This is a genomic window from Streptomyces sp. NPDC002680 (assembly GCF_042889145.1).
In the GTDB taxonomy this organism is placed as follows: domain Bacteria; phylum Actinomycetota; class Actinomycetes; order Streptomycetales; family Streptomycetaceae; genus Streptomyces; species Streptomyces adonidis.
In genome coordinates, this window is the sequence record NZ_JBIAQP010000004.1 from 244,174 (window position 1) to 266,785 (window position 22,612).

The following is a 22,612-nucleotide window of genomic DNA, read 5'->3' on the forward strand; positions in this document are numbered from 1 at the left end:
GGCCACCGGCGGCGCAGTTGCCGTCCCATCGGACACGGACGAAGGAATACCACTCATGACCACGGACACGACCACGGCGGGTGACTCCCCGGACAGCCAGGGCCGGCCCCACTACGCGGTCCAACGCCATCAAGTACTGGTGCAGACGGTGCGCAGCCAGGGCCGCCTCGACGCGGGCGCCATGGCGGAACAGCTGCAGGTCTCCACGGAGACGATCCGCAAGGACCTCCAACTGCTGGAGCGGCGTGGCCTGTTGCGCCGGGTGCACGGGGGGGCGGTCGCCATCGAGGACCTGTCCTTCGAGCCCGAGGTGTCCACCCGTACCAGCAACGAGGACGAGAAGCGGCGCATCGCCCTGGCCGCCCTGGCCGAAGTACCACGCGAGGGCGCCGTCTTCATCGACGCCGGCTCCACCACCACGATGCTGGCCGAGATGTTCCCCGCCGACCGGGACCTGAACGTCTTCACCAACACCCTGACCATCGCTCTCGCCCTCGTCAGCCGCCCCCGCCTGAATGTGCACACCCTCGGTGGCCGCGTACGTGCCAGGACCTTCGCCGAGGTCGACAACTGGGCGATCCGCGCGCTGTCCGAGATCCAGGTCGACGTCGCGTTCCTCGGCACCAACGCCATCTCCAGCGAACGCGGTCTGAGCACTCCGGACGAGTCCGAAGCAACGGTCAAACGCCTCATGCTCTCGGCCGCCCGCCGCCGTGTGCTGCTCGCCGACCACACCAAGCACGACCGCACCAGTCTCTACAAGTACGGCAATCTCTCCGACATCGACCTGCTCATCACCGATGACGGCCTGTCCGAACACCACGCTCACCGCCTGGAGGCGGCCGGACTCAAGCAGGTGGTACGCACGTGATCGTCACCCTGACCCCCAACCCGAGCCTCGACCGCACGCTCGCCGTCGATCAGCTCTTCCCGGGCGCCGTGCAGCGCGCCAGCTCCGGCTGGAGCGAACCCAGCGGCAAGGGTGTCAACGTCAGCCTCGCCCTGCGTGCGCACGGTTTCCCGACCCGGGCCGTCCTGCCGGTCGGCGGCCCCGACGGCACGCGTCTGGCAGCCATGCTCGACGAAGCGGGCATCGAGCATGTGAGCGTTCCGATCGCCGGCAACATCCGCAGCAACGTGAGCATCCTGGAACCCCGTGGAACGGTGACGAAGGTCAACGAACCCGGGCCGGTACTCACGCCCGCCGAGGTAGAGGCCCTGCTGGAAGCGGCACTCAAAGCCGCCGCGCAGGCGTCCTGGCTGGTCGGCTCCGGCAGCCTGCCCTCCGGCACTCCCCACGATCTGTACGCCCAACTGGTCCGCCGGGCGCACGACATCGGCATTCCCGTCGCCATCGACACCTCCGGAACCCCGCTGCTCGCCGCCCTCCCCGCCGGCCCCGATCTCATCAAGCCCAACGCACACGAACTCGCCGAGGCCGCCGGAATGCCGGTCACCACCATCGGCGAGGCAGTCGACGCGGCTCAGCATCTGCGCGGGATGGGCGCGCGCACCATTCTCGCCAGTCTGGGCGTGGACGGCGCCCTGCTCATCGAGAACGACGAAGTCCTGCACGCCGAAGTGATCGTGGACAACCCGCAGAGCGCCGTCGGCGCCGGTGACGCCCTTCTGTCCGGCTTCCTCGCCGGCGGAGCGACCGGCGAGCCGGCCCTGCGCACCGCACTGCGGTGGGCGGCCACCGCCCTCCAGCAACCGGGCACCCTGCTCGGGCCAAGCATCGACGAAGACAGCTTCCAGCTGGTCTTCCACGACCGCCCCGACAGGCTTCGCCGCCTCCGGACCGGATGACCGAGCCCGGACCGCTTCGCCTCCCGAGCGCCGGGCGACCTGCCACCGGCCTGCCCCGCCACCTTCCCGAAAGAGACACCATGCCCCTCACCGGCACCGGACACACTGTCGCCGCCGCGGCGAGCGCCGGACGCGCAGCGGCCGCTTTCAACATCATCCAGCTCGAACACGTCGAAGCGATCATCTCCGGAGCCGAGGCCGCACAGGCTCCGGTCATTCTGCAGATCAGCGAGAACGCCGTGCGCTACCACGGCGCTCTGGCACCGCTCGCCCGTGCCGCGCTGGCCGCCGGACAGTCGGCCCACGTGCCGGTGTCCGTCCACCTCGACCACGTCACGGACCTGTCTCTCGTGCGCGAGGCGCTCGAACTCGGCCTGCACTCAGTGATGTTCGACGCCTCCACCCTCGACTACGCCGACAACGTCAAGGCCACCGCCGAGGTCGTCCGCCGGTGCCACGCGGCAGACGTATGGGTCGAAGCCGAACTCGGTGAGGTCGGCGGCAAGGACGGTGTCCACGCCCCCGGAGCCCGCACCGATCCGGGCGAGGCGGCCACCTTCGTCGCGGCCACCGGCGTGGACGCGCTGGCCGTCGCCGTCGGAACCTCCCACGCCATGCTCACCCGAAACGCCGAACTCGACTACGAGCTCATCGCCGCCCTGCGCACGGCAGTGCCCGTCCCCCTCGTCCTGCACGGCTCCTCCGGGGTGTCCGACGCTGATCTGCTCGAAGCGGTCCGCCACGGCATGACCAAGATCAACATATCGACGCACCTCAACAACGCGTTCACCACAGCCGTACGCGACCACCTCACCGCGCACCCCAGCGCCGTCGACCCGCGCAAGTACCTCGGGGCGGGCCGCGGCGCGGTTGCTGCCGAGGTCACGCGCCTGCTGGGCAAGCTCTCGGCCTTCCAGACCACTTGAGACCAGGGCACATTTCGAGAAGGGTTTCGCGATGACCCACGGCCACCCCGAACAGGCCGGGGCGCCGGCGGCCACCATGCCGTCCGCTGCGGTACCAACAGCCCTGTCCAATGTTCGTTGACGGGCTGGACGGCGTGATCGAGCGCGGTGTCCTCGTCCGGGCCGCCGGAGAGGGCCGCATCGCGTCCGCGACCCGCGCTGACTTCGCGGCCGGCGCCGTCGCGGTGCTCACCGGGGAGGGCCATGAGAACAGGACGTACGAACTGAGATGGGACCACGCCTGGAACTTCACCGAGTTCACCGCTGAGCCGAGCAGGCAGACCGGCAAGGAGATCGTCTGCACACCGGTCGGTGTCGAGGCCTACGTCGACCTGCCGATCGGCGCGGGGATGCCCGGGCTGTACGCCGAAAGGCATTCGGCTACTCCTTCGCCGAATCGCTGCACGAAGAACTCCGCGGTACCGGTGTCACGGTGACAGCGTTCCTGCCCGGCGCCACGGACAGCGACTTCCACCAGACCAGAACGTCGTGCACGGGCTGTCCAGACCGCGGTGCGAGGGGGGCGCTCTTCTCCCGGACATGTCTTCCTAGGAACAGGCGACCCACCCTCGCCGCCGCGCGGCCGGCCGAGAGCGGGGAGCATGGAGGACATGGCAAGCAACGTCGATCTCAGCCAGTTCCTGCGCCGCTGCCGCGACCGCATCGCTCCCGAGTCGGTGGGCCTGCCGGAACGCGGAGCCTACCGGCGCGTGCCGGGCCTGCGGCGGGAGGAGGTCGCGCAGCTCGCCGGCGTCAGCACGGACTACTACACACGGCTGGAGCAAGGACGGAACATCACGCCGTCGGACAGCGTGCTGGACGCCATCGGCGAGGCACTGCGCCTGGACGACGCCGAACGCGCCCACCTCTTCGACCTGGCCAAACCCAGACCCGCCAAGACCCGTCGCCGCGCCCCCGCCGTGCAGCGGGCCCGGGCCGGCTTGCTGCGGTTCCTGGACTCCTTCGACAACCACGCCGGATTCGTCCTCGGGCGGCGCGGCGACGTACTCGCGACCAACCATCTGTGCCGGGCGCTGCTGGCCGACTTCGACGCCATGCCCTACCGGGAACGCAACCTCACTCGCTGGATCGTCCTGGCGCCCGAGGCTCGGGACCTGTACGCGGACTGGGAGAAGATCGCGGCGGAGATGACAGCCATTCTGCGGCTGGACGCCGGGCGGCATCCCGACGACACCCGGACCGCCGAGCTGGTCGGCGAACTCACCATGAAGAGCGAGCGCTTCCGCCTCTGGTGGGACGACCACAAGGTCCTCAACCGCACCTTCGGCCAGAAGCACTTCCGCCATCCCCTGGTCGGCCCGCTGACCATCGACTACCAGGCGTTCACCATGCCGGGCGAGGACGACCAGACCCTGTTCCTCTACATACCCGCCCCGGACCGGGCCTCGCAGGAGGCATGGCGGCTGCTGGCCAGCTGGAACGCCGACCATGCCACCGTACGGCCGCAGTCCGCCCACCCCGATCCGTCCCCCACACAAAGGAGCACCTCGTGAACGGGACCCCCACCGAGCGTCCGCTGGCGCTGGTCACCGGAGCCTCCGCCGGAATCGGCTACGAACTCGCCCTGCTGTTCGCCATCAACGGCTTCGACCTGGTGGCCACCGGCCGCAGCGAGAAGACCGATCAGGCAGCGGCCGACCTCGCCCGGCACGGCGTCGAGGTCACCGCCGTACGCGCCGACCTCGCCCAGGCCGACGGAGTGGAAACCGTATGGCAGGCGGTGGAGAAGACCGGCCGCCCCCTCGACGCGGCGGTCCTGAACGCCGGACGCAGCATCGGCGGCGCCTTCCTCAACACCGACCTCGACGACGAACTCAGCCTGATCGACCTCAACGTCACCTCCGTGGTCCACCTGGCCAAGCACGTCGCCCGCCAAATGGCCGCCAACCATCGCGGCCGCATCCTCATCACCTCGTCCCTCTCCGCCACCCTGCCCACCCCCTACGAGACCGTCTACGGACCCTCCCGCGCCTTCACCCGCATGTTCGCGCTCGGCCTGCGCGAAGAACTCAAAGAGCACGGCGTCAGCGTCACCACGCTCATGCCCGGCGCCACCGACAGCGACTTCCACGCCCGCGCCGGCATGAACAACACCGCCTTCGGCTCCGGCATGAAGAAGAACAGCCGCAAGGACGTCGCACGCCAGGGCTTCCTGGCCATGATGGACGGACGGGCCGAAGTCGTCGGAGGCGACTCCGCCACCCGGCGCACCGCCCTCAAGCACCGCTTCATGCCCGAAACACTCAAGGCGTCCCGACACGCCCGCATGGCCAAACCCCGAGACTGATCGCCTCACGCCGACGCACCACAACCGTGGCAGCCCGGGGGCCGCTCGGCGGCATCATCAGCTTGAGCGCCCGCGCCCTGTCTCCCCGCACGAGTGGCCATCGCCTCCTCACCACGACACCGAGGGAGCCAAGGTCCGACACCAGACCTGATCGGCTGAACCAATCGGTTGTCGACGGCTCCGCCGGCAGGCTACCGACAGAACGCGAACTGGGTGCCCGTCCGGGGGTCAGCCGTGGAGCCCTCCGGGAGCGGCTCGCGACGCTTCAGCCGATGGGCAGGGTGCGGCGGCAGACAGGGCAGCGGTACGTACATCGAGGCGCCGGATCCGGCTTTCGCCATGCTGCACTTCGACCTGGCGGTGCGGTTCGGCCAGATCTCCACGGACGAGTTGGAGCGCGCCAGGGGCGAGGGCTTCGTACGTCATCGACGAGATGTACACGGCGTCCTCCGCCGATGACGTGGAGCGCGGCGACAACACCGACCACGAATTCGAGCTTCATCTCGGGCGTGGGCACGCCGACGAGGACGACCGTCCCGGCCAGGTCGCGGGCGTAGAAGGCCTGCTGGTAGGTCTCGGGGCGGCCGACGGCCTCGATGACGACGTCGGCGCCGAAGCCGCCGGTCAGCTCGCGGATCGCCTCGACGGGGTCGGTCTCGCGCGAGTTGACCGTATGTGTGGCGCCCAGGCCTCGGGCGGTCTCCAGCTTGCGGTCGTCGACATCCACGGCGATGATCTTCGCCGCACCTGCCAGGCGGGACCCGGCGATGGCCGCGTCGCCTACACCGCCGCAGCCGATGACGGCGACCGAGTCGCCGCGCCCGACGTTGCCGGTGTTGATCGCGGCGCCGATGCCCGCCATCACGCCGCAGCCCAGCAGCCCAGCAGCCCCGCGGCGGCCGGCGACGCGGCCGGATCGACCTTCGTGCACTGCCCGGCCGCGACCAGGGTCTTCTCGGCGAAGGCACCGATGCCCAGGGCAGGGGACAGCTCGGTGCCGTCGAGCAGGGTCATCCGCTGCTTCGCGTTGTGGGTGTCGAAGCAGTACCAGGTCCGGCCGCGCCGACAGGCCCGGCACTGGCCGCACACGGCACGCCAGTTGAGGATCACGAAGTCGCCGGGCTCGACGTCGGTCACGCCTTCGCCGACCGACTCCACGACGCCGGCCGCCTCGTGGCCGAGCAGGAAGGGGAACTCGTCGTTGATGCCGCCCTCACGGTAGTGAAGGTCGGTGTGACACACCCCGCACGCCTGGATCCGCACCACCGCCTCCCCCGGCCCCGGATCGGGGATCACGATCGTCTCGATGCCGACCGGCTCGCCCTTGGCCCGCGCGATGACGCCTCGTACCTGTTGGGACATTGCTGGGTTCCCTCACTTTCCGCAGAGATGATTGCGACCGAGCTGATGTCGACGGCTGGTCAGGCAGCCGTCTGCACGCGCAGGGGCAGGGACGCCCACGCGCGCAGGGTGTTGTTGGGGTGACGGTGCGGTGTGCCGGTGAGTTCGATCCGCTCGATACGGCGGGCCAGGGCGGTCAGCAGCGCCTCGGCCTCCAGCCGGGCCACGTGCTGGCCGATGCACTGGTGCAGTCCCATGCCGAAGCCGACGTGGCCGGAGGGGTCACGGGTGAGATCGAAGCGGTCGGGGTCGTGCCAACGGTCCGGATCCCGGTTGGCCGCACCGAGCAGCATGAGGATCTTCGTGTCCCTGGGGATCAGCGTGCCGGCGATGGTGACGTCGGTGGTCGCGGTACGGAAGAAGGTCTGCACCGGCGACTGCCAGCGGACCGCCTCGTCGAACGCTGCACGCGCCAACTCCGGCCGATCCCGCAGCCGTTGCCACTCCTCGGGGTGGGTGGCGAAGGCGTACAGGCAGGCCGCCAGGCCGTGCACCGTGGTGTCGACGCCGGCCGTGAGCAGCGAGCGCACCACCAACGGCGCCTGCTCGTGGGTCAGATCGCCACGGTCGGCGGCCGCCCAGATCTGGGCGCCGAAGCCGTCCTCGCTCAACGCCTCCCGGGTGCACTGCGCGTTCACCCATGCCGACAGTTCGGCCACCCGGTGTGCGTCTGCCGCGACGAGGTCGTTGCGCGGGCCGAAGGCGTTGAAGGCCATGTTTCCGTAGGGCAGAAGGTTCTCCCGGCCGTCCGGGCCGAGGCCCACCGCGTCCGGGAAGGCCCGCAGCGGAAACGCCTCCGCCAGCGCCGTGAACGCGTCGAACTCGGCTCCCTCGGCGAGGACTTCGTCGACGAGTTCCTCGGCCACCGCGGCCCAGGTCGTGCGCAGGCGGCGCAGGGCGGGCGGGGCCAGGATCTCGCGCAGGATCCGGCGCGGGGCATCATGCCGGGGCGGGTCGGCCTCCAGCAGCAGGCTCGGCGGGCGCCACGGCTTCTCGTGCCGGAAGTTGGCCAGGCCCACGCCCGAGCCCGACTCGAAGCGCTGCCAGTCCACCAGCGCGGCGTGCACCTGCTCGTAGCGGGCCAGCGCGTGAACGTCGTAGCGCGACAGGTACACGACCGGACCGGCCTCGCGCAGGGCCTGGTGCAGCGGTTCGGGGTCCAGCAGGACCTCGTGGGCGAACGGGTCGGCGTCACTGACGGGCGGCACGACGGCACGCTCCAGGGCCTCGGTCATCACGGCTCCTCGGGAGAGAAAGTGAAGGGGGCAGGGATCGGTGTCAGAGATCGAGGACGAGACGGTCACCGCAGGAGCGGGACACGCACAGGAACATGCAGTCGTTCGCCGCCCGTTCGTGGTCGGCCAGTACCGAGTCCCGGTGGTCCGGCCGGCCCGCCAGCACCGGTGTCAGGCAGGTGCCGCAGGTGCCCTGCTCGCAGGAGGACAGCACGTCGGCGCCGGCGCGGCGCACCGCCTCCAGCACCGAGACCTCCGGCGTGACGGTGACGGTGCGTCCGGTGCGGCGCAGCTCGACCTCGAAGGGCGCCTCCCGCACCGGCGCGGACTGCGCGGCGGCGGTGAACCGCTCGACCCGCAGGGCGTACGGCGGCCAGGCGGCGCATGCCGTTTCGACGGCGGCGAGCAGCGGGGCGGGTCCGCAGCAGTACACCTTGGTGTCGGGGCTCGTGCTGCCCAGCCAGGTTGCGAGGTCCAGCAGCCCGAGCTCGTCCTGCGGGACGAGGTGCACCCGCTCGCCGTAGGCCTCCGTCAGTTCCTCGCGAAAGGCCATCGATGCCCGCGTCCGGCCGCCGTACAGCAACTGCCAGTCCGCGCCGAGCAGTTCGGCCTGGCGCACCATGGGCAGCAGCGGAGTGATCCCTATGCCTCCCGCGATGAAGAGGTACTTCTCCGACGGCACGAGGGGGAAGTGGTTGCGCGGGCCGCCGACCCCGACGCGGTCCCCGGCGCGCAGCCGGTCGTGCACCTGAGCGGATCCGCCCCGGCCCGCGGGCTCCCTCAGCACGGCGATCCGGTAGGTGTGCGCGTCCCATCGGTCGCCGCACAGGGAGTACTGCCGGGTCGTCCCGTCCGGCAGTACCACGTCGATGTGGGAACCCGGCGTCCAGTCCGGCAGCCGGGCACCGTCCGGATGGGCGAGGGTGAGTGACACGACGCCCTCGGCGATGTCCTCCTTCGCCAAGACCGCCAGAGTCGCCGCGTTCGTCGGCGTCGAAGGTCCTGCGCCGACGCCTGACACGGCATCCGCAACCACACTGGTTCCGACCACGTTGTCGCCTCCCGTCGTTGGGTTGCAGGCAGGATGCGCGGCGACGACGGGCTCCCGCGACGGCATTCTCAATCAGTGAGAGACGAACTTCCGCTGCTCGTCATACTGCCGTTGCACTGCCGTCACGTGAGTCACCCGGATCCCGGAACCGCCCCGAGGCATCCGGAGCTCCCAGCGCACGCGAGATCCCGCGTGCCGCGGTCCGCACCACCGGCACGACGGACGTGGCCCCGGCCTCGTTGGGGACGATCACCGCCAGCGCGGCCACCACCTCACCGCGCGCGTCGCGCACCGGCGCCGCGATCCCCAGGGCGTCCAGGTGCACATACCCCGGGCAGTACGCGTATCCCTGCCGACGCACCTCGGCCAGCACGGCCCGCAGCCGCGCGGCGGTGTCGGGAGTGTTCGGGGTGTAGCGGCGCAGAGGCTCGTCAAGCACCCGCCTGCGCAGATCGGCGGGCCCGTGGGCAAGGAGGACCAGGCCGCTGGAGGAGGCGTGCAACGGAAGGCGGCCCGCGATGCGGGTGTAGTTGACGACCGCACCCGGTGCCGTCAGCCGCTCCAGGAACAGCACCTCGTCGCCGTCCAGCACACCGAGCTGGACGTGGTGGCCGACGACGTCGTGGACGCCCTCCATGAACGGCATGGCCGCGTCGCGCAGCGACAGGGTGGGCGAGGCCCGGGTGGCCAGCTCCCACATGCGCATACCGATCCGGACCCGGCGGTCGGCCTCTCGGGTCAGGAACCCGTACGAGACCAGTTCGGCCACCAGCCGTGACGCGGTCGCCACGTGCAGCCCCGTACGGCGGGAGATCTCCGAGACGGTCAGGGCCGGCTCCTCCGGCGTGAACGCCTCGAAGATCCGTACGACCCTCGCCAGGACCGACTCGCCGTGCTGTGTCCTCACCTCGCCATCATCGGATTCCTTCCGGGTACGTCAAGCCCACGGTTCGTCCCGCCGAAACGGCCGCGTTCGACTCGGTGGTGAGCCAGAAACCCAACGATGTCCAATGAGTTCCGGCCCACCACCGGATGGTCTACGGCTCGATCGACAGGGCCGCCAGGGACCGGATCGTGGAGTCTTCGACCAACGAAGCGTCCCAGACGGTGGTCAGCCTGGTGATCCTGGGCGTCCGGACGTCGGGATGAATGTAGTCGCCGACCCGGTCGAGCTGCAGTGCGGTGATCCCGTTGGGCACGGCAACGTTGTCGGTGACCCACTCGTAGCCACCGCCCTGGTCGCTGCCGACGACGTGGAGCACTTCGGAGCCCGGCCCATAGGGGAGCCTGGACAGCGCCCGGGTCAGATAGCGGCCGATCGCCGGTCGTCCGACGATGGTCGTCCGCGTGGTCATGTCCTCGAAGAGGGCGTCGTCCGCGAACAGTGCCGTGGCGCTGTCGACGTCACCGGCTGCCAGAGCCGAGCCCAGCCGGCGGGCGAACGTCCTGATGATCGGGCCGGTGCTCTCCCGCACGATCTCCGTGCCGAGGTTTCGGGGGTTCTGGGTGTTCGGAGGGCGGTTCGCCAGGGCCTTGTCGTTGCGTCGGCCGTCCCAGTAGTCGACCACCCGGACGATCTTGCCGTGCTCAAGGGTGAAGGAGGAGATGATGCGGACCTCGTTGCCGAACAGCTCCGGGGTGTTGCGGAAGAAGACGATGGCGCTGGTGGCGTCACCGATGACACGCAGCGGGTACGACTTCCCGCCGGTTTTCGACCACCCCTCCAGCGTCGGGCCCATGACCTGGTCACGGAACGCATCACGGGTGGGGAACACGCCGCCGATGTGGAGCGGCGAGTCGAAGTAGGCCATCTGCCCCGGGTTGAAGAAGTCGATGAAGGCATCGATGTCATACCGGGACTTGGCGGTGTAGTAGGCGTGGAACAACGCCGCCGCCTCTCCTGAGGCGTGGCTGGTCTCCAGCACGTCAGGAAGGACCTCCGGGTGAGGAGACCTTCCGGACCGTGCCGGTTGCGACAGCCTGGGCGACGCCGACGCCAGTCCGGGGGCCGCGGCCAGCGGTACGGCGGCCGCCGCCGCACCGAGCAGAGTCCGCCGGTTCAACGATTCCATGTCCTTCTCCGGTTCACTCGGGAAACCAAGTCGAGTGACCTCGCCCGAGTGCTGCGCCATACGCGTCCACCCGGCCGGCGAGACCACGTATGTAGCCTCGCCAGCCGGAGTGGATCACGCCATGACGGAATCCGCTGGATCCATGCACCTTTCGGGACGGCACGGATCAGGACGTGGCACCGGCACCCGCAGACGGAACGCCGTCGCGTACACGCGTGCGATAGGCCCGCGGTGACTCGCCGTACCGCTGCTTGAAGGCACGCGAGAAGTAGAACTGGTTTCGAAGGCCGACCCTGGATGCGATCTCACCGATCTGGAGGTCGGTGAACCGCAGCAGTCGCGACGCCTCAAGCATGACCCGGTCCGTGATCAGCGTCTTCGTCGGGCGGCCGGTGCTGCTGGACAGCGCATGGGCCAGCAGCGGGGCCGGCACGCCCAACGCCTCCGCGTAGTGGTCGACGTCGTGGTGGTGTGCGAAGTCCCGCTCCAGCAGTGCCACGAAGCGGCGGTGCAGCCGCACGTCACCGTCTTCGCTCATCACCCCGCCGACGCGGGCATCCTCGTAGTAGCGCTGGGCCAGCAACAGCAGCGTGAGCAGCAGGTGCCGCTGGACCTCCACGCTCGACGCGTCCTGCGAGTGCCGTGCTTCGGCCGTCAGGATGTCGACCAACAGGTCCATCCGCAGTACGTCCTCGGCCGGCACGCTCACCGACTGCGTCCCGTAGCGCCCGACGAGCCACACCGGGTTCACCTGCGCTGTGCCCCCCTCGTACAGCAGGTCGTCGCCGAAGCTGATGATCGCGCCGTCGATGTCGTTCATGTCGTCGTACCGGTACACCTGGCCACGGCCGACGAGCGTCAGCGTCGAGGAGCCCACCTCCAGCGGCGTCCCGTCAACAACCTGACGACCGGCGCCGGACCGGATCCAGTACAGGGTGTGGAAGTCCTGTCGCTGCTCCAGCCGACAGCCGGTCTCGTCGTCGGGCACCCCCGACCGGATCCTCACCACATCGAGGGAGGGCCCACCCTCCGGAAGGCTGCGCACCGGCAGGTCACGAGGGTTGCCCGACCGCCGGGGGAACCGCACCGGCTTCCACCTCGCCGCCTGCGGTACATCCCCGTCCCCCGAACCCGGCACTGCGAGGGCGCCGTTCGGGCCGACCGGGTCCAACTCCTGCGAATCCATGGACACATCATCCCGGGCCCGGGACCGTCGCTCACGGATCCTTCACATGCCCGCGTGCGCCGCGCCTGCCGTATCCGGGCTTACGGCTGCTCCCGCCCGGAAGGCCTGCCCGCCGCCGGCGGGTCGCTCCCGTCCGGCAGGGCCCGTACGGCTTGGGCGACGTCCACGCGGAGGTCGTCGAGGCCGTAGTCGGGACCGAGGACCATGCGCCGCAGCTGAGGCATGGCGATGCTCCAGCCGGCCAGGGCGAGTGCGAAGAACACGCGCGTGCGTGCGTCACCGCCCTGACCACCGGATGCGGCGGCGTCGATCTTGTCCTGGTAGTGGCGGGTGCGGGCCTCTTCCGCCGGGACGGGCCGCTCACCGATCTCCAGGGCTTCCCACATCACCAGACGCAGGGCCTCGGGGTGGGCGCGGTGGTAGTCGAAGAGGCGCTCGGCATAACCGGGCAGGTCGTCGCTGGGCGGTACGGCCTCGGCGAGGTCCGCGAGTGCGCGTTCGAGGACGACGGCGAAGAGCTTGTTCTTGTCGCCGAAGTAGTCGTAGATCGCGCGCTTGTTGGCCTTGGCCCGGGCGGCGATACGGTCCACCCGTGCTCCGGCGACGCCGTGCGCGGCGAACTCCGTGGTCGCCGCGGCCAGGATGCGTTCTTTGGTCGCCGTCGAGTCGTATGCCATGCATCCCATGCTAACGAACTGGTTCGTTTGACGAATCGAAGGCGGTCGTGCCACGCTCGAAATCGAACCATCCAGTTCGTTCGGTTGGAGATGTGTGATGTCCCGGAACGATCCGTCCCCCGTGGCCCCGGCAGGCGTGGGGCGAAGGCTTCCTCTGCTCATGGCGCTGGCCTGCGGCGTCGGTGTCGCCAACGTCTACTTCCCGCAGGCGCTCACCCCACTCGTCGCCGACGGCCTCGGTGTCGCACCGGCCACGGCGGCGATCGTGGCGACGGTGACCCAGCTCGGCTACGCCATGGGAATCTTCCTGCTGGTGCCGCTCGGCGACCGCCTTCCCCGCCGCCCGCTGATCACCGGGCTGCTGACCGTGACGGGCCTCGCCCTGCTGGCCGCGGGCCTCGCCCCGGCCACCGGCCTCCTGCTCGCGGCAGGCACCGTGGTCGGCGTGGCGACCGTGGTCCCGCAGCTCCTGCTGCCCATGGCCGCGGGTCTGGTCGAGCCGGATCGGCGCGGCAGCGTGATCGGCACCCTGCAGGCCGGTCTGATCGGCGGCATCCTGTTGGCCCGCACCTTCGGTGGCGTCCTGGGCGAGCACCTGGGCTGGCGTGCTCCGTACCTCGTCGCCGCCGCCCTCACCGCGCTGCTCGCCGTCGTCCTCGGTTTCGCCCTGCCCGACAACGCTCCGGCCACGCACGACCGCTACCCGACCCTGCTCGCCGACACCCTGCGGATGCTGCGCACCGAGAAGGAGCTGCAGCGCTCCGTGCTCTTCCAGGTCACCGTCTTCGGCGGGTTCAGCGCCGCCTGGACCGCGCTGGCCCTCCTGGTGACCGGGCCGCGCTACGACATGGGCACCCAGGCCGTGGGCGTGCTGGCCCTGATCGGCGCGGGCAGCATGTTCTGCGCCCCTGCGGCCGGACGCTGGGTGGACCGGCTCGGCGCCGACCGGGTGAACCTGTGGTGCATGCTGACCGCTCTCGCCGGGGCCGCGGTGCTCACCGGGGGCTCGCTGGGCGGAGCGGTGGGGCTCGTGGCGCTGGCGGTCGGACTGCTCCTGTTGGACGTGGCGGTGCAGTGCGGTCAGGTCGCCAACCAGGCCCGCATCTTCGCCCTCCGGCCCGAGGCCCGCAGCCGTCTGAACACCGGCTACATGACCTGCGCGTTCCTCGGCGGCAGTGCCGGGTCATGGCTGGGCACCCGCGCCTACGTCCAGTTGGGCTGGGGTGCCGTCTGCGCCCTCATCGCCCTTTCCGCGCTCCTCGCCCTCGCCGCGTACCTGGTCGGTCGCCGCGGGCCGCGCAGCGAACGGGAGGCCCGGCCTCAGCCGGTCAACACATCGCGATGAACACCGGCGCGGCCTCGGCCCACTCCGCGCCCGCCATGCCGCCGGCCGCCGTCCCGCAGTTCTTCCGCGCCTCCCAGGAGGGTGACGCCGATTCCTGGGCGAAGGCATTCGCCGAGGACGGCGTGTCCAACGACCCCATCGGCACACCGCCCCTCACGGGCCGCGCCGCGATCCACGACTTCCTCGCGTCGACCCTGCGGAACTTCCAGCCCTTCCTCGGCCTGACCCCGACAGAGGCCCACACCGTCGGCCACCACGTCGCCGTCTCCTGGCGTGGGGCCGCCGTGACCTCGGAGGACAGGCCGGTCAACTGGTCCGGCATCACCATCAACGAACTCGACGACGGCCTGATCCGGAACGCCAAGGCGTATTTCAACGGCGCCGCCTTCCAGGCTCAGCTCGCCGGCCACTGAGCCGACCGCTTCACCCGGCGGCGCAGTTCGGCCTCGGTCCATGGCGGCACGCGGCGGGCCGGTGCCGGCGCGGACGGGCACCGGCTGCGCGGCGGGCGACAGCCCCCTTCACACGCTGAGATCGGCACCGGCTTCGGAGCCGGAGCACGCGGTCCCGTCGGCCACAGGAGGGCTCGCTTCGCCGGGGCCGGCGGTCATACGGCGACTCGCTTCGCCGAGGCCGTCGGCGAGTGCCCGCACCTGATCGGGCGTGAGCACGTCGATGAGCAGTTCCCTCACCATGTCCACATGGCCGGGCGCCGCCCGCTCCAGCAGAGTCATGCCCTCGTCGGCGAGTACGGCATAGACCGCGCGCTCGTCACTCGGACAGGTCCGCCGGCGCACCAGCCCGGCCTTCTCCATCTGCCCGATCTGGTAGGTCAGCCCGCTCTTGGAGTTGACCAGGGCGCCGGCCAGCTCGGCCATCCGCAGTTCGCGGTCCGGGGCTCCACTGAGCCGGGCGAGGATCTCGTACTGCAGGCCGGACAGGCCGAAATCGCGCTTGAGCCGCTGCTCCAGCCGTCGGTACAGCAGCGCGTGCGCGGTGGTGAAGGCCGTCCAGGCACGCTTCTCCTCCTCATTCAGCCATCGCGTATGGCCCACGTCACACCCCTCCAGGTTGTTCAAATTGGAACTCCATCCTATCGTCAATAGCAAGCGTTCAAATTTGAACTAACTGACGCCACGGGAGACACCATGACCACCAGCACCGCAGCCACCGTCCGCACCCGGGTCCGTATTCCGCTGAGCTTCTCGGACGGTTACCAGGTGACCGCCGAGGTGATCACGTTCAAGGGTCTGGCCGACGGCGCCGAGCACGTCGCCCTGGTCCTGGGAGACGCAGTCGGCACGGCCACCCCGCTGGTGCGTCTGCACTCCGAATGCCTCACCGGTGACGTCTTCGGCTCCGCACGCTGCGACTGCGGACCCCAGCTGCGCGAGGCCACCGAACGCATCGCCGCCACCGGAGGCGTCCTGCTCTATCTCCGTCAGGAAGGCCGCGGCATCGGCCTGTACAACAAGCTCGACGCCTACGCCCTGCAGGACCAGGGCCTGGACACCTACGAGGCGAACCTGGCCCTCGGCCTGCCGGAGGACGCCCGCGACTACACGGCCGCCGCCCAGATGCTCACCGCCCTCGGCATCACCGAGCTGAACCTGCTCACCAACAACCCCGACAAGGCGCGGCAGCTCCGCGACCTCGGTCTCTCGGTCGCCCGGACCGTCCCGACGGGCGTGCACACCACACCCAGCAACCTGCGCTACCTGCGTGCCAAGGTCCAGCACACCCACCACACCATCGCCCTCGCGCCGGTGCCGAGCCTGGTCGGCTGACCCTCGCAACGGACAACGCCGAGGACTGGGAACGGGTGCACACCCACCAGGCCCTGACGGCGTGACAACCCACCGGCCGAGAAAGGCATCAGCATGAAAGCCGTCGTCGTCACCGAATTCGGAGCCCAGCCCGAGCTCGTCGACCTGCCCACTCCCGAACCCGGAGCCGGCGAGATCCTGGTCCGCGTCCGCGCCGCCGGTGTGAACCCCTTCGACTGGAAGGTCACGGACGGCGCCCTCAAGGACTCCGTGGCGCACTCCTTCCCCCTGGTCATGGGCTCGGACGCGGCGGGCGTGGTCGAGAGGACGGGGCCGGGCGTCACCCGCTTCCGCCCCGGGGACCGTGTCTACGGACAGTTCATGCGCCTGATCCACGGTCAGGGCTCCTACGCCGAGTACACCCTCGCCGAGCAGGACAGCAACATCGCCCTCATCCCCGACGCCCTCTCCTTCACGCTCGCCGCCGCCCTTCCCACCGCGAGCGTGACCGCCTACCAGGCCGTCCAGGCCGCGCGACTCGCCGCCGGACACACCCTTCTGATCAACGGCGCCGGCGGCGGCGTGGGCCAGTCGGCCATCCAGTTCGCCGCCCGGGCCGGAGCCCGCGTCCTGGCCACCGGAACCCCCGAGTTGGCCGACCACCTGCGCGATCTCGGCGCCCACACCGTCATCGACCACACCCTGGCACCCACCCATGAGCAAGTGGCCGCCGCATACCCCGAGGGCATCGACGCCGTCGTCGACCTGGTCACCCCGACCGGCGGCGACATCAGCCCGATGGCCGGTCTGCTCCGCGCCGGCTCCACCCTGGTCAGCACCAACTACGCCACCGATCCGGACGCCCTGGCCGCCCACGACATCCTCGGCGTCAACCTCGGCAACCGTCCCACCGTCGAGACGCTGACGACACTCGCCGAACTCGCCGCCTCCGGTGAGCTGCGCGTCCGTATCGACGCGGAGGTCCCGCTCGCCGACGCCCCCGCCGTCATCGCCAAGGCACGTGCCGGCCATGCCACCGGAAAGACCGTCATCGTCCCCTGACGTGCAAGAGGACATCAGCCACACCCGGCCCTCCCGGGCCGCCCCGACACCTTACGGAGTAGACATGAGCCAAACAGCGCAGGCCGTGCGTTTCGACCAGTACGGCGATCGTGACGAGCTGTACGTCACCGACGTCCCGATGCCCGAGGCAGGGCCCGGGGAAGTCGTCGTCGAGGTCCGTGCCGCCGGCATCAACCCCTTCGACGCGATGATCCGCTCCGGGGTCATCCGGGATCTGTTCCCGGTGGACTTCCCGTCCGGCCAGGGCAGCGACCTCGCGGGGGTCGTCTCGGCCGTCGGTGCCGGGGTCGACGGGTTGGGCGTCGGCGACGAGGTGCTGGGCTGGTCGCCGAGTGGAGCCACACAGGCGACACATGTGGCTGTCCCGGCAATCCACGTGGTGGCCAAACCGCCTCAGGTGAGCTGGGAGGTGGCGGGCTCCCTGCACATGGTCGGTGCCACGGCCTACGCCGCACTGCGCGCCGTCGCTCCCCAGCCCGGGGAGACGGTCGCCGTGTCCGCCGCCGCGGGCGGGGTCGGTTCGTTCCTCGTGCAGATGCTCACCGGCCGGGGCGTGCGCGTGCTCGGCATCGCCTCGTCGGCCAACGCCTGGTGGCTGCAGAAGCACGGCGTCGTCCCGGTGCCGTACGGGGACGGCCTTCTCGAGCGGCTCGAGCAGGCGGCGGGAGCGGGCGGAGTCGACGCGTTCATCGACCTCTACGGGCCGGAGTACCTCGACCTCGCCGTCGCACTCGGCATCAAGCCGGACCGCATCCAGACCACCGTCGCCATGGAACGTGCGGCGCAGATCGGCGCCAGGACCGATGGCCGCCACAACGCGACCGCACGCGAGGTCCTGGTGGAGCTGGTCGGTCTGGTCGCCTCGGGTGCCGTCGAGCCGACGATCGCCGCCACGTACCCGCTCGACCGCGTGGCCGACGCCTTCGCGGAGCTGGAGCAGGGACACACCCACGGCAAGATCGTCCTGATCCCCTGACCGAGGCCGCCGGCGAACCCGCGGGGGCAGTCGCCCCCGTCATATCCCCGCTTCCTTTCCCTTCCCCTTATGTCTCCCTCCCTATATCTCCCTCCCTCATGCCTCTACGGAGAAACGCACATGACCGACCGTGCCGACCTGACCATCGATGCCCTGCGCAGCGGACACGACTATCTGACGGCCGTCGTGCACGGCCTCGCCTCCGCCGACCTCTCCCGGCCCTCCGGGGCGTCGGGGTGGGACGTGTCGCAGGTGCTCAGTCATCTGGGCAGTGGCGCCGAGATAAGCCTGGCCGTCCTGGAGGGCGCGCTGAGCGCCACCGGCGCGCCCGACGAGACCTTCAACAAGTCCGTGTGGGCGCGCTGGGACGACCTGTCACCCGCCCAGCGGGCCGAAGGCTTCGTGACGGCCAACGAGGCGCTGGTCAGCCGCTATGAGGGCCTCGACGCACAGACGCGCAAGGAACTGAAGGTCGACCTCGGTTTCCTGCCCATGGCGGCCGATGTCGCCACGGTGGCCGGCATACGGCTCACCGAGGTCGCCCACCACACCTGGGACGTGGAGGTCGCCTTCGATCACGAAGCGCCCCTGCTCTCCGCTGTGACCGGACTGCTCCTCGACCAGGCCGGCCCGTTCCTGAACTTCCTCGGCAAGGCCGACGCCCTGGACGCCCGCCCGGTCCACATAGCCGTACGCACCACCGCGCCGGAGCGCACCTTCGGAGTGGAGGTGGGGAACGCGATCGCGCTCACCGACGAGCCGGAGCGGCCCGACGCCGTCCTGACCGCACCGGCCGAGTGGTGGCTGCGCCTCACCACCGGGCGCCACGCGCCCGAGCACACGCCGAGCGAGGTGTCTCTGACGGGCGCCTCCCTCACCCTCGACGACCTGCGACGGGTCTTCCCCGGGTTCTAGCCGGCTGCTTGCCTCGGGGATCGCACATCGCACCGTGCCGTGGACAACACCTCGGCACGGTGCGACGGTTAACCCGGTCGGGTCAGCGGGCGTTGAAGCGGTACGACCCCGCCCGGGCCCGGTAGACCTTGTAGGCCGCGCCTCCGGAGGTGTCGTCCCGGACGAAGGCGATGCCCCGGGGAGCGGTGACGGACTTGCCCTGGGTGGGGACCCAGATCTCGGCCTCGGTGTTGTACGGGACAGTGACCGCGAGGTCGATCCTGCCGTCCGGGCGGCGGCGCCACTCCGAGGACACCTTGCCGCGCACGGTGTCGATCGAGGCGCTGACGTGGTCGAGGGTCGCGGGCGACAGATCGATGTCCTGCGTGTCCTTCGGGACGAGGCTGTTGACCTCGGCCGCGGGGATGTACGGGCGGATGCGCAGCGATTCGTAGGCCGTCGAGGTCGGTCTGATGCCGGCCAGGCTCTGGTAGAACCAGGTGGCCACGTTGGACCGGTAGTGATGGTTGACCGAGAGCCGGTCGGTCCACTGTTCCCACAGCGACGTGGCGCCCTTGGCGATCTGGTACACGTAGCCGGGCAGGCCGGTCTGGGTGACGGCCTTCAACGCCACGTCCGTGTAGCCGTACTCGCTGAGGATGTTGAACTCGTAGCGCGAGCCGTACATGTCGTTCTGGATGTGCTGGTCCGCCGCCACGATCCGGTCGGCGAGGAGCTTCGCTAGGGCCTTCTTGTTCTCCTCGACCGTCTTCGTGCCCGCCAGGTAGCGGGGGTCTCCGGGGTTCAAGTCCGAGCCGGGTACCAGGTCGAAGGCGATGGCCAGGGCGTTCTCGCTGGAGATGCTGCCCTGGGTGAAGTGGCCCTGGGAGGCGTCCCAGTAGTTGGCGATGAACGCCCTGCGGAGCGTGCGCGCCAACTGCGCGTAGTGGGCGGCGCGTTCGGTGTGGCCGAGTCGCCGCCCCACCTCGTCCATGTAGTCGCAGAAGTGGATGTAGAAGGCGAGGCTGATGACGGCGTTGCTGCCGGGGGCCTCGGCGCCGGAGTACGCACCGAGCGAGGCTTCGAACTTGTAGTCGTTCTCGGCGGTGAACAGCGTCTCGTAGTACCTCAGGAGCGTGTCCTGGTGGTCGTACAACTCGGCGAACAGGCTGCTGTTGCCGTAGTACGTGTACAGCTCCCTGGGCATGACGAAGTACGCCGAGTCCCAGGCGGGCACCGCCTTCCACGTGGCGTTCCAGCCGGGGGTGTGGTCGTAGCCGTAGCCGCCCTTGGCTATGGGGACGAACATGGGCAGCTGGCCGGTGGAGATCTGCGCGTCGGGGAAGTGCCGCAGGTAGTTGGTGAAGACGGCGTTGACGTCCCAGGTGAGGGACTCCGACTCGGAGCTGGCCATGGCGTCGCCGGTCCAGCCGTTCTTCTCCCGTGACGGAGTGTCGGTGGGCTTCTGGACGAGGTTGTTCTGCTCGGACCACTCCAGGTTGCGCTGGAGGCGGTTGAGCAGGGCGTTGTCGGTGGTGAAGGTTCCGGTCCGGGCGAAGCCGGTGCGGGCGAAGCCGACGGTCAGTACGTCCGCGTCCCGCTTCAGGTCGGGGGCTCGTCCGAGGACCGCCTCCAGGTTGCCGACCTCCAGGTAACGGAAGCCGAAGTGGCTGAACTGCTGCTCCCAGGTCTGCGTCGACCGCCTGCCGACCGTGTAGTAGTGCGTCTGGAGGTTGGCGTCGTGCTGGAAGTTCTCCTCCTCGACGGAGAGCGGGGAGCCGGCCGTGCCGTCGCCACTGGTCCGGTTGCCGCCCCGGACGCGCAGGGTGAGGCCTTCCTTGTCGGAGCGCACACCGGAGAGCTGGAGGCGGACGAGACCCGTCAGGATCTGGCCGTAGTCCAGGACCCAGTTCCCCGAACCTGGCACCGTCTCGGCTAGCGAGACCGGGCGCAGCGTCTGGTTGACCAGCACCGGTTCGGCCTCGTGGGCCCGCAGGACGGCCGGCTTGAAGCCCTCGGGGACCGTCGTGGCCGGCAGCGCGCCGTGGTACTTCGGCGAGGGGCCGGCGCAGCTGCCCGGCGGGATCAGCACGGTCGCCGGACGCCACTCACGCCCGGCGCGGTAGCCGACCGAGCGCCAGTCGCCCAGCTGGTCGGCCCGGCGGGCGTCGTACTTCTCGCCCGAGTAGACCGAGTCGAACGTCGTCGGTCCGTCCGCGCCGAGCCAGTCCTTGTCCGTGACGAGGGTGGTGGCGGAGCCGTCGGCGTAGGTCACGACGAGTTTCGCGCGCAGGCGGGGCTGGCCCGAGTAGGGGGCGAGCTGCCAGTACCACTCCTGGGGCGTGGTGACGCCGTACCAGCCGCGGCCGAGTTCGGCGGCGACGACGTTCTCCCGGCCGGCCCGGAGCAGCTCGGTGACGTCGAAGGTGTCGTACAGGACCGTGCGGTCGTAGGTGCTCTGGTCGGTGAGCAGCCGGGGCACATTGGTCCGGTTCCGCGTCGCGGGCCCGCCGTCGACGGTGATCGGGTCGCCGTTGACGGTGAAGGTGACGTTGCCGGCGGCGCTCAGGTGCAGACGGGCCTTGGCGATGCGTCGGCCTCGGGGCAGAGTGAACTCGCGGCGCAGCACCGGGGCCGGGTTGGCGATCGGCAGCACGCTGTTCCTGGCGGGGATGAAGGGGTTCTTGGGCGGGAAGGTCAGGCCCGCGAGGGTGCCGATGCCGGCCTCGAAGGGGTTGGCGCCCGTGGTGAGGTCGACGGAGAAGTCGGGGGCACCGGTGCCCGTCACCTTGACGCTGCGCACGGTGGCGGAGGTGGCGCCGAAGCCGAAGCTTCCGTGGCGGCGGATCTGGTCTCCGGTGAGCGTGCGGCTGTCGACCTGGACGCCGTTGACGGTGGTGGTCACGGTGAGGCCGCGAGCGGCGACCTGCACGGTGTGGTCACGGGTGGCCCAGGTGTCCTTGGTCAGGCCGGTCGAGGCGGGGAGGGTGACCGTGCCGACCGGGACGCTGCGGGTGCCCGAGGTGGTGGGGTTGGTCTCGCTCTGCGGGTCGTAGTGGTCGACGCCCCAGTTCGGCTCGGAGGTGCCGTCGTCCACCCAGGTGTTGCCGGCGTAGTGGCTGGTCCTCATGACCAGCTGCATGTCGTCGCCGGACTGCCGGACGGCCCAGTTGAGGCCCTCGCCCCAGGTCTTGCCGATGGGTTCGGCACGCAGCAGCAGCGACAGCCCGGTGGCGGTGTCCGTGCCGCCGCGGAAGACGACGGTCGTGGTCAGGTCCTGCCAGTCGTGGTCCTGCGCGACGCGTCCCCCGATCCAGCGGGCACCCGACCAGTCCTTCTCGCCCTTCAGCAGGCCGGTCTCCCACACCGCGGGCTCGCTCCAGGGTCCGGGGGCGCCCTGTTCGTCCCAGGTCCGCACCTGCCAGAAGTACGATTGCTCGGACCGCAGCGCGCCACCCCCGTAGGGCGCCGCGGTGCTGTTGGCGCCCGCCACCTTGCCACTGCGCCAGACGTCCGCCGTGCCGGGCCGAGTGCCGACCTGGACCTCGTACGCCGACTGCCTGGCCACGGGAGGCACCCAGCTGAACGTCGGCGCGGTCTCCGTGCCGAGGGGCTCGACCCGCGAGTTGACCTGGAGCTTCGCAGGAGCGGGACCGTGCCCCCCGAAGGCCGGCCCGCTCGCCGCCATGGCGGTCGGCGCGGCGGCGAGCGGGAGGGAGGCCCCGGCTGCCGCCGCCGTCATGATGCCGATCATGTGTCGGCGGCTCAACGCACTTCTGTGTTCCTCGGCCACGGCTGAGATTCCTTTCACCAGGGGTGTCCCTCCCCCGAAAACGCCTGGTCG

20 protein-coding genes and 1 pseudogene are annotated in these 22,612 nt (G+C 70.2%); 12 read left to right on the top strand and 9 right to left on the bottom strand.

Annotation, left to right across the window (positions count from 1 at the left end; genetic code table 11):
- Positions 1–55: 55 nt before the first annotated feature.
- The 6 genes from ACFYXF_RS13405 (at position 56) to ACFYXF_RS13430 (ending at position 5,082) form a co-directional block, all read left to right on the top strand.
- Entirely contained in the window at positions 56–871 is an 816-nt protein-coding gene (locus tag ACFYXF_RS13405) for a DeoR/GlpR family DNA-binding transcription regulator (RefSeq protein WP_389349671.1), read from the top strand.
- The gene (locus ACFYXF_RS13410) at positions 868–1,809 is read left to right on the top strand and encodes a 1-phosphofructokinase family hexose kinase (RefSeq protein WP_389349672.1); all 942 of its coding nucleotides are present in this window, start codon (positions 868–870) and stop codon (positions 1,807–1,809) included. The genes ACFYXF_RS13405 and ACFYXF_RS13410 overlap by 4 nt, the downstream gene beginning before the upstream one ends.
- Positions 1,810–1,889: 80 nt before the next feature.
- On the top strand, positions 1,890–2,735 hold the full coding sequence (locus ACFYXF_RS13415; RefSeq protein ID WP_389349673.1) for a ketose-bisphosphate aldolase: 846 nt from the start codon (positions 1,890–1,892) through the stop codon (positions 2,733–2,735).
- Between the two features lie 110 nt (positions 2,736–2,845).
- Entirely contained in the window at positions 2,846–3,211 is a 366-nt protein-coding gene (locus tag ACFYXF_RS13420) for a hypothetical protein (protein WP_389349674.1), read from the top strand.
- 174 nt (positions 3,212–3,385) lie between these two features.
- Positions 3,386–4,288: a helix-turn-helix transcriptional regulator gene (locus ACFYXF_RS13425; RefSeq protein ID WP_389349675.1), complete on the top strand. Its 903-nt coding sequence runs from the start codon at positions 3,386–3,388 to the stop codon at positions 4,286–4,288.
- Positions 4,285–5,082 carry an SDR family NAD(P)-dependent oxidoreductase gene (locus ACFYXF_RS13430; protein ID WP_389349676.1) on the top strand — a complete coding sequence of 266 codons (798 nt, stop codon included), beginning with the start codon at positions 4,285–4,287 and terminating at the stop codon, positions 5,080–5,082. Before ACFYXF_RS13425 ends, ACFYXF_RS13430 begins: the two co-directional genes overlap by 4 nt.
- Positions 5,083–5,572: 490 nt before the next feature.
- Here the strand turns inward: ACFYXF_RS13430 and ACFYXF_RS13435 are convergent.
- The 7 genes and pseudogenes from ACFYXF_RS13435 to ACFYXF_RS13465 form a co-directional block, all read right to left on the bottom strand.
- A pseudogene (locus ACFYXF_RS13435) lies at positions 5,573–6,444 on the bottom strand (S-(hydroxymethyl)mycothiol dehydrogenase); the annotation flags it as partial.
- 59 nt (positions 6,445–6,503) lie between these two features.
- A complete protein-coding gene (locus ACFYXF_RS13440; RefSeq protein WP_389349677.1) occupies positions 6,504–7,718 on the bottom strand; it encodes a cytochrome P450 in 1,215 nt (404 codons plus the stop codon).
- A gap of 43 nt (positions 7,719–7,761) precedes the next feature.
- A complete protein-coding gene (locus ACFYXF_RS13445) occupies positions 7,762–8,739 on the bottom strand; it encodes a PDR/VanB family oxidoreductase (RefSeq protein ID WP_389349930.1) in 978 nt (325 codons plus the stop codon).
- 130 nt (positions 8,740–8,869) lie between these two features.
- Entirely contained in the window at positions 8,870–9,676 is an 807-nt protein-coding gene (locus ACFYXF_RS13450; protein ID WP_389349678.1) for an IclR family transcriptional regulator, read from the bottom strand.
- 130 nt (positions 9,677–9,806) lie between these two features.
- Positions 9,807–10,841 (bottom strand): nuclear transport factor 2 family protein, encoded by a 1,035-nt coding sequence (locus tag ACFYXF_RS13455; protein WP_389349679.1) that lies wholly within the window; start codon positions 10,839–10,841, stop codon positions 9,807–9,809.
- A gap of 166 nt (positions 10,842–11,007) precedes the next feature.
- Positions 11,008–12,027 carry a helix-turn-helix transcriptional regulator gene (locus ACFYXF_RS13460; RefSeq protein WP_389349680.1) on the bottom strand — a complete coding sequence of 340 codons (1,020 nt, stop codon included), beginning with the start codon at positions 12,025–12,027 and terminating at the stop codon, positions 11,008–11,010.
- Between the two features lie 80 nt (positions 12,028–12,107).
- On the bottom strand, positions 12,108–12,704 hold the full coding sequence (locus tag ACFYXF_RS13465) for a TetR family transcriptional regulator (protein ID WP_389349681.1): 597 nt from the start codon (positions 12,702–12,704) through the stop codon (positions 12,108–12,110).
- A 97-nt stretch (positions 12,705–12,801) separates the two neighbouring features.
- On the opposite strand from ACFYXF_RS13465, the gene ACFYXF_RS13470 reads away from it, so the two are divergent.
- Positions 12,802–14,049: an MFS transporter gene (locus ACFYXF_RS13470; protein WP_389349682.1), complete on the top strand. Its 1,248-nt coding sequence runs from the start codon at positions 12,802–12,804 to the stop codon at positions 14,047–14,049.
- A complete protein-coding gene (locus ACFYXF_RS13475; protein ID WP_389349683.1) occupies positions 14,046–14,462 on the top strand; it encodes a nuclear transport factor 2 family protein in 417 nt (138 codons plus the stop codon). The genes ACFYXF_RS13470 and ACFYXF_RS13475 overlap by 4 nt, the downstream gene beginning before the upstream one ends.
- A 108-nt stretch (positions 14,463–14,570) precedes the next feature.
- Here ACFYXF_RS13475 and ACFYXF_RS13480 read toward each other — a convergent pair whose 3' ends face one another.
- A complete protein-coding gene (locus ACFYXF_RS13480; RefSeq protein ID WP_389349684.1) occupies positions 14,571–15,104 on the bottom strand; it encodes a MarR family winged helix-turn-helix transcriptional regulator in 534 nt (177 codons plus the stop codon).
- Positions 15,105–15,197: 93 nt separating this feature from the next.
- Between ACFYXF_RS13480 and ribA the strand changes: the two genes are divergently transcribed.
- The 4 genes from ribA (at position 15,198) to ACFYXF_RS13500 (ending at position 18,789) form a co-directional block, all read left to right on the top strand.
- Positions 15,198–15,836 carry a GTP cyclohydrolase II gene (gene ribA, locus ACFYXF_RS13485; protein ID WP_389349685.1) on the top strand — a complete coding sequence of 213 codons (639 nt, stop codon included), beginning with the start codon at positions 15,198–15,200 and terminating at the stop codon, positions 15,834–15,836.
- Positions 15,837–15,929: 93 nt separating this feature from the next.
- The gene (locus ACFYXF_RS13490; RefSeq protein WP_389349686.1) at positions 15,930–16,877 is read left to right on the top strand and encodes an NADP-dependent oxidoreductase; all 948 of its coding nucleotides are present in this window, start codon (positions 15,930–15,932) and stop codon (positions 16,875–16,877) included.
- 64 nt (positions 16,878–16,941) lie between these two features.
- Positions 16,942–17,874 (top strand): NADP-dependent oxidoreductase, encoded by a 933-nt coding sequence (locus tag ACFYXF_RS13495; RefSeq protein WP_389349687.1) that lies wholly within the window; start codon positions 16,942–16,944, stop codon positions 17,872–17,874.
- Positions 17,875–17,994: 120 nt separating this feature from the next.
- Positions 17,995–18,789: a maleylpyruvate isomerase family mycothiol-dependent enzyme gene (locus tag ACFYXF_RS13500; protein ID WP_389349688.1), complete on the top strand. Its 795-nt coding sequence runs from the start codon at positions 17,995–17,997 to the stop codon at positions 18,787–18,789.
- 82 nt (positions 18,790–18,871) lie between these two features.
- Here the strand turns inward: ACFYXF_RS13500 and ACFYXF_RS13505 are convergent, their stop codons facing one another.
- Positions 18,872–22,561, bottom strand: a complete 3,690-nt coding sequence (locus tag ACFYXF_RS13505) for a family 78 glycoside hydrolase catalytic domain (RefSeq protein ID WP_389349689.1) — start codon at positions 22,559–22,561, stop codon at positions 18,872–18,874.
- Positions 22,562–22,612 lie beyond the last annotated feature (51 nt).